Source organism: Erwinia sp. B116, assembly GCF_002865965.1.
Taxonomy (GTDB): Bacteria; Pseudomonadota; Gammaproteobacteria; order Enterobacterales; family Enterobacteriaceae; genus Erwinia.
Map to the genome: position 1 here is coordinate 61,728 of NZ_JRZZ01000010.1, position 6,269 is coordinate 67,996.

At 60.6% G+C, this 6,269-nt stretch carries 5 protein-coding genes and 1 riboswitch; of the genes, 2 read left to right on the forward strand and 3 right to left on the reverse strand.

From position 1 onward, the window contains the following. Nucleotides 1-712 precede the first annotated feature (712 nt). Nucleotides 713-1,636, reverse strand: a complete 924-nt coding sequence (nac, locus tag NV64_RS09700; protein WP_056236482.1) for a nitrogen assimilation transcriptional regulator NAC — start codon at nt 1,634-1,636, stop codon at nt 713-715. Between the two features lie 327 nt (nt 1,637-1,963). On the opposite strand from nac, the gene NV64_RS09705 reads away from it, so the two are divergent. After that, entirely contained in the window at nt 1,964-3,178 is a 1,215-nt protein-coding gene (locus NV64_RS09705) for an aspartate transaminase (protein WP_101505822.1), read from the forward strand. Between the two features lie 10 nt (nt 3,179-3,188). Continuing rightward, a complete protein-coding gene (locus tag NV64_RS09710; protein ID WP_056236486.1) occupies nt 3,189-3,881 on the forward strand; it encodes an RraA family protein in 693 nt (230 codons plus the stop codon). Between the two features lie 237 nt (nt 3,882-4,118). Here NV64_RS09710 and NV64_RS09715 read toward each other — a convergent pair whose 3' ends face one another. Together NV64_RS09715 and NV64_RS09720 are read right to left on the reverse strand one after the other, a co-directional pair. After that, nucleotides 4,119-5,057, reverse strand: a complete 939-nt coding sequence (locus tag NV64_RS09715; RefSeq protein ID WP_233208959.1) for a 2-hydroxyacid dehydrogenase — start codon at nt 5,055-5,057, stop codon at nt 4,119-4,121. A gap of 157 nt (nt 5,058-5,214) precedes the next feature. Next, nucleotides 5,215-5,853, reverse strand: coding sequence for a TenA family protein (locus NV64_RS09720; protein WP_101505823.1), 639 nt, complete (start codon nt 5,851-5,853; stop codon nt 5,215-5,217). 35 nt (nt 5,854-5,888) lie between these two features. Then, nucleotides 5,889-6,003, reverse strand: a riboswitch (TPP riboswitch). Between the last annotated feature and the right edge of the window lie 266 nt (nt 6,004-6,269).

The following is a 6,269-nucleotide window of genomic DNA, read 5'->3' on the forward strand; positions in this document are numbered from 1 at the left end:
TCTGCTCTGGTGGTGGGTTCAGTTGTTGCGTTGCTGTTTTAAAGGCGTGGCTTCCTGCTCTGGTGGTGGGTTCGGCCGCGGGCGAAAGAACGCCGGGACGCTGCAAGTACATCCATGTAAGCTCGTGCGGCGCTCCCTGCGCCGCACGCCCGGCTAACCTTTTCGCCCGCGTCCTCCCTGTCAGCTATTACGTTGCTGTCTTAAAGGCGTAGCTTCCTGTTCTGGTGTCGGGTTCGGCCGCAGGCGAAAAGAACGCCGGGACGCTGCAAGTACGTCCCTGTAAGCTCGGGCGGCGCTCCCTGCGCCGCACGCCCGGCTAACCTTTTCGCCCGCGGCCTCCCTGCCAGCTACTGCGTTGCTGTTAAGGGCATCACTTTTCGTCAGGATCGCTGGCAGCTAAACAGGAGTGGCTGTTTGGTTTGGTTTGGTTTGGTTTTAAAACAGCGACGCAGAAAATAGCAGGCAATCGGGGTTTATCCGGATAAGCGGACCTTCGGGCACAGGGAGGTGCCCGGCAGAGCCCAGGGACGTTACTGGCGTGTCCGCGTTCCGGATAAACCCCGATTAGCCGGGCACCGGAACCTGAAGCGACCAGCGGTCCCAAAGCTACTCTCCGATTAGGCGTGCACCCGAACCTGAAGCGACAAAAGGCAGCGACTCAGGGTACGCCTGAGTGCTGCCTGAGTGCTGCTTTGTTGCTGGTGGAGGATGCTTAGCTGACCAGGGTCAGCGGTCGGTTGTCCTGGGTGCGTTCGGCCATCAGCGACAGCAGGATTTTCTTCACCGCTTCGGCCGGCTGCGACAGCGGCAGATGATCGGAGGTGCAGAAAGAGAGCGGCGCCTGAATAGGTTCGACGATCTTGCTCATGCGCAGCAGCGGTGCCTGCTTCAGCATCTGACGGGCGATGGACTCCGGCAGAATGGTGGAACCCAGATTACTGGCCAGCGCCTGGGCCAGCGTGGTGGCCGACTCGATTTCGCACGTCACTTTGTAAGCAAGATTCTTCTGCACAAAAGCTTCATCGACCAGCTTACGCATAATGTTGTAGATGCGCGGCAGGAACAGATCAAGATGGGCGATCTGTTCGAGGGTAACGGTTTTACCGAAGCGGGCCTCGGACGGCGGCGTCACCAGCCACAAATCCTCTTTCATCAGCGGGATAAAGGCCAGCCCATGGACCTGCCGGTTGCCGTAAAGCACCGCCATATCCATGCGCCCGCTCATAATCAGCTCGCTGAGGGTGGTACCGAAGCTCTCATTAAAGTAGAGCAGGATGCCGGGGTGCTGGCGACGCACCTCCTCCATCAGCGGCAGCGCCAGCAGCGAAGCGGCGGTGCCGGGGGCCAGGCCCACGGAAACCTGCCCGCTCAATGCCTGACCCGCACCGTCGATCGCACTTTGCGCCTGTTCACACTGACGCAGGATCGCCTGAGCATGGGCGTAGAGGATATTGCCGGCTTCGGTGGGGGTGACGCCGCGCTTGGTGCGGATCAACAGCTGCTGACCTACCTCCCCCTCCAGTGAAGCCAGCTGCTGGCTGAGGGCCGGCTGGGCGATGTGCAGAATATCAGCCGCCTGAGTCAAACTGCCCACGTCGACAATTTTGATAAAATACTTAAGCCGCCTGAGATTCATCGTTACACCCCTGTTTCACGTTCAATATGTTACGGAAAAGTGAACGGGAGTGTAGCAAGAGTCAGGCCAGGCTGATTGTTACCCACCCCACAAAGTGCGATGTTAAAAAAGTTAATATGCAAAACAGTGAGATAGATCGTGTTATATCAGGATGGCCCTATAAATCAGCCAGTTGCTCACTGGCCGCGCCTGCACCAATGCAGGTCAGTTTGCTTATGACGGTGCCCCATCCATAAGCTTTTGCTCTTGAATCAGAACGATTCCCTGTTACCCGCCGACCGTCTGAATTCGTAACGTGGTGCTATCCCGGAACAGACTGGAGTCATCATGAGTGCTATCCGTATTGCCAGCCGCGTCACGCGCATTAAACCGTCACCGAGCAGCACCGCGTCCGATCGCGCCAACGCGCTGAAGCGTGAAGGCAAATCGATTATCAATCTGGTGGTCGGCGAGCCGGATTTTGACACGCCACCGGCGATCTGCCAGGCCGCCTGCGAGGCGATTAACCGTGGTGAAACCCGCTACACGCAGAATAACGGCACCCCGGCGCTGCGGGCGGCGATTGCCGCCAAATTCGCCCGTGAAAACAACCTGACCGTCGCCGCCGACGATATTATCGTCACCAACGGCGCTAAAAGCGCCATTTTCAACGCCTTTGCCGCCACGCTGGAAACCGGCGACGAAGTGCTGATCCCGGCCCCTTACTGGGTCTCCTACCCGGATATGGTACTGGCCTGCGACGGCCGCCCGCTGATTATCACCTGCCAGGAAGCGGCAAACTTTAAGCTGACGCCGGAACAACTGCGCGCGTCAATCACCAGCCGCTGCCGCTGGCTGCTGCTTAATTCGCCGTCTAACCCGACCGGGGCGACCTACAGCCGCGCCGAACTCCGTGCGCTGGCCGACGTGCTGCTCGACTATCCGCACCTGGCAATTATGACCGACGATATCTACGAGCATATCCGCTACGACGGCTCAGAGAATGTACATCTGCTGGAGGTGGAGCCACGCCTGGCGGATCGCACGCTGGTGGTCAACGGCGTGTCGAAAACCTATGCCATGACCGGCTGGCGCATCGGCTATGCCGCCGGACCGAAGGCGCTGATCGCCGCGATGGGCACGCTGCAGTCGCAGTCCACCAGCAACGCCAGCTCCGTAAGTCAGGCCGCTGCGCTGGCGGCGCTGAACAGCGGCACGGAATTTATCAGCCACAGCCGCGAAATTTACCGCCAGCGCCGCGACGCGATGGCCGCCGCCCTGAACGCCATTCCCGGCCTGCACTGCCAGCTGCCGGACGGCGCCTTCTACCTCTACGTTAACTGCGCCGGGCTGCTGGGCAAAACCACCGCCGGCGGCCAGGTGCTGAAAAACGACACGGAGGTAGTGCTGTGGCTGCTGGAGAGCGCAGGCGTGGCGGTGGTGGCCGGTTCTGCCTACGGTCTGTCGCCCTACTTCCGCCTGTCGATTGCCACCGATCTCGCCACACTCCAGGCCGGCGCGGCACAGATCGCCGCCGCCGTCGCCACCCTGAATTCATATTAAGGAATCCGTTATGAGCGTAGGAAACCGAATTTTCTTACAGCGCGACCTCAGCGCTGCCGCGTATGTTGAGGCCTTCCGCCAGCTGCCGGCTGCGGTGGTGGCCGACTGTATGAGCCGCCTGCCCGCCCTGTCGCAGAAGATTAACCTGATGAGCGCGCCGCGTAACCCGGTGATGTGCGGGCTGGCGTTTACCGTTAAAGCCCGCTCCGGCGACAATCTGATGCTGCATAAAGCGATGGACCTGGCCGGGCCGGGTGACGTGATCGTGGTGAACAACGAAGGCGATACCAGCCAGGCGCTGATGGGCGAAGTGATGACCACCTTTGCCCGCCAGCGCGGGATTGAGGGGCTGGTGCTGGACGGCGCGATCCGCGATATCGAAGGGATCGGTAAAATGGATTATCACCTGTATGCCGCCGCCGTGACGCCGGGCGGCCCGTTTAAGGATGGTCCGGGGGAGATCAACGTGCCGATCGCCTGCGGCAATATCCACGTGTCGCCGGGCGATATTATCCTTGGCGACCATGACGGGGTGATCGTGATCCCGCACGGCGACGCGGCACGCATTCTGGAGGCGGCGCAGGCCTACCTGATCGTCGACGAACGCAACTTCGAGCTGGCCAAAACCGGCGAGCTGGAGCGCAGCTGGATCGATGTGGCGCTGCAGGCGAAAGGCGTTGAGGTGATTGACGGGCGCTACTAAGGCGCCGCGCGTTCGCTAGCGATTGCCACTGAGACCACCAGTGCTACTGCTATAACATCATCAGATAAGTGCGGCGTGGCCGCACTTTTTACGTTTGCCCTGTTAACCTTCTTCATCAACCCTCCTTCAAGCCGCACACTTCATCAACCAGGAAGTCTTCAGGTTGAGTAAAGCCAACGAAACAGGGCCCACCAGGGCCCTGTAAAGGTTAACGTTTGGTCACGATGACGCTGATTCTCAGCCCACCGGCGTCAGCGCTTCACCGCGCGCGAACCAGGCCGCCAGATTACCGGCAACGTTATCGGCCATCGCCTGGCGGGTCTCGCCGGTGGCGCTGGCGATATGCGGGGTCAGTACGGTATTTTCCAGCGCGGCAAAACGCGGATCGATGGCCGGTTCATTGTCGTAGACGTCCAGCCCCGCGCCGAGAATGGTGCGATTCTGCAGGGCGTCGATCAGGTCATCTTCATTGACCACCGCGCCGCGCGCCACGTTAATCAGAATGCCCTTTTCGCCCAGCGCGCTAAGGATTTCGCTGTCCACCACCTTATAGTTGCGCGCGTCGCCCGGCACCGCCAGCACCAGCACGTCGCTGAACTGCGCCAGCTGATGCAGATCGCCGAAGCGCTGCCAGCCCGGCTGGTCGCTCTGACGGCTGTTAACGTAGCCGACCTGCATATCGAAGGCGGCACAGCGGCGGGCAATGGCCGCACCAATCCTGCCAAGGCCGAGGATACCCACGCGCTTACCGCTCAATTTGCTGGCCAGCACCGGCGGGCGCTGCGGCCACTCGCCGGCGCGCAGGAAGGCGTCCTGCGCCACGATCTGCCGCGAGACGCTGAGCATCAGCGCCAGCGCCAGGTCGGCCACGTCATCGGTAAGAATGTCCGAGGTGACGGTCACGGTGATATTGCGATCGCGGGCGGCGGCCAGGTCGATGGCATCGGTCCCGACGCCAAACACCGAGATAATCTCCAGCGCCGGCAGCGCGGCCATCACCTCCGGGGCCAGGCCGACGTCGCCACGGGTGGCCACGGCACGAATGCTCTGCCCGTGCTGCCGCAGCCAGGCGGCCGCATCCGGCTGTTCATACAGGCGGTGGCACAGATAGTCACGGTGCAGCGCTTCGCTCAGCACCGGCATCAGCGGTTGAATAATCAGCAGTTCTTGTTTCATTACGCACACCATCCATTGAGAGTCAGAGTAAGAAGTCGTTATTAAACTAGCGAACTTTTTAGTGTTACACCTGCAATGTTACGCTTATTGCTATACAGGTTACGCTTATGGTTGATCTTACTTAGCGCGGCAAGCGGGGTGCAGCCATACTCAATGCTTAGTCGTAGGCCGCATCGAAGAAGGCTTTTTCCAGGGTGACGGCGCGCAGGAAGAAATCTTCGCAGCGATCGCGTTCGGCGGGGCCGACCCGGTCCAGCTCTTCGCGCAGGAAGTCGACGAAGGCGTTGAAGTCGGGATTGTCGTGCAGCGTGACCCATTCGGCGTAGAGGAAGTTTTCCGGCAGCGGGCGCGGGGCGCGGGTGGCCCAGTCGCGGTAGAGCCATTCGGCGACGTTGAGCACGGAGAGGATCGCGGCGTAGGAGCGGGTAGCGGCGGCTTCCAGCATGATGGCTTTAAAACCGGCGGTGGGGGCGCTGTCCGGCAAGCTGGTACGCCGCTGTTCGCTGATGCCCAGCGCGTCGAATCCCCGCAGGAAATAAGTGTTTTCGTCGGAGGAGACCATGCCGGCGAAGCGGCCAAAGCGCAGTCGTGCAAGGGTGCTGTCGGCGCTGGCGATGGCGGAGCCGATCAGGGTGAGGAAGCTGTCCAGAAAGCGGTAATCCTGGATCAGATAGGTGGCCATGACCGTATCGGCTACTTCGCCCTGGTAGAGTTCGCGGACAAAGCGGTGCTGTACCGCCTGCGACCAGGTGGGCTGGCTCAGTTCACGGAGTTGTTCGGTAAAACGTTGGGTCATCAGGTAGTCCTTGGGTAACGGACTACCGGCGAGAGTTAGCCAGGCTGCGCCATCCCTTCGCCGGCATTATCCGGATCAGGTAATAAGGGTCATCGCGCTGCGTACGCCTGCGATCTCTCAGCCAGCTGCCTGGCTCCCCCTGGGAGCTGAGATCTATATCTTAAAATCCCGGCTTTGTCACTTAACCTATGTTCCCTGAAATCTTCTGCTGTGCCCGCAGCGGGCGGTGGCCGGATGCGTTCTTAAGCACGAATTGACCGTAGAATAGCGTCTGACCCAGGCGGAAATTTCCGCTGAGAACCAGGACAACGTCTCTGTGGGCGGTGCAGCGTCAGCGGATCGCCGCGTTTTTATGCAAAATCTGCGAGAACGCTTCCAGCGTCTGCCGCAGGTCGCCGTCGTTGTTCAGGGTGATG

Excerpts from the sequence above, each read along its gene's own strand:
- NV64_RS09710 (WP_056236486.1), top strand. The coding sequence starts at position 3,189 with ATGAGCGTAGGAAACCGAATTTTCTTACAGCGCGACCTCAGCGCTGCC.
- NV64_RS09720 (WP_101505823.1), bottom strand. The coding sequence starts at position 5,853 with ATGACCCAACGTTTTACCGAACAACTCCGTGAACTGAGCCAGCCCACC.
- nac (WP_056236482.1), bottom strand. The coding sequence starts at position 1,636 with ATGAATCTCAGGCGGCTTAAGTATTTTATCAAAATTGTCGACGTGGGC.
- NV64_RS09715 (WP_233208959.1), bottom strand. The coding sequence starts at position 5,057 with ATGAAACAAGAACTGCTGATTATTCAACCGCTGATGCCGGTGCTGAGC.
- NV64_RS09705 (WP_101505822.1), top strand. The coding sequence starts at position 1,964 with ATGAGTGCTATCCGTATTGCCAGCCGCGTCACGCGCATTAAACCGTCA.